This window comes from Pseudomonas kitaguniensis, from assembly GCF_009296165.1.
Lineage (GTDB): Bacteria > Pseudomonadota > Gammaproteobacteria > Pseudomonadales > Pseudomonadaceae > Aquipseudomonas > Aquipseudomonas kitaguniensis.
Window position 1 is genome coordinate 1 of the sequence record NZ_VUAZ01000149.1, and the last position, 535, is coordinate 535.

The following is a 535-nucleotide window of genomic DNA, read 5'->3' on the forward strand; positions in this document are numbered from 1 at the left end:
CTTCGAAAACCTGGTGCCGAATACAGCGCCTGCTGTAACCACCATTGCCGACTCGATCGACACCACCACCGTTACGCTGACCGCAAACAATTCGGTCACCGAAGGCGGTCAGATTACTTATACCGCTACGCTGACTAACCCAGCGCAAACGCCAGTAACCGTCACCTTGAGCAATGGCTCGGTGATTACTATCAAGGCGGGTGAGTCGGTTGGTACTGTGGCGGTGGATACCCCGGCCAACGATGCTTACAACAACGGTTCAACTGTTAGCACCACTATTACGGCTGCAACCGGCGGTAACTTTGAAAACCTGGTGCCAAACACTGCACCTGCAGTCACTACGATTGCCGACTCGATCGACACCACCACCGTTACCCTGACCGCAAATAATTCGGTCACCGAAGGCGGCAACATCACTTACACCGCTACGCTGACTAACCCAGCGCAAACTGCGGTCACTGTGACGCTTTCGAATGGTCAGACGATCGTTATTGAAGCGGGCAAATCCGCTGGTACCGTAGTTTTCGAAACTCCG

Annotated in this window: 1 protein-coding gene; it reads left to right on the top strand. The window is 54.0% G+C overall.

Going from position 1 to position 535, the window contains the following annotated elements; translation table 11 throughout:
- Nucleotides 1-535, top strand: a 535-nt coding sequence (locus F0169_RS23015; protein ID WP_152747705.1) for an immunoglobulin-like domain-containing protein, incomplete at both ends; no start/stop codon positions are given.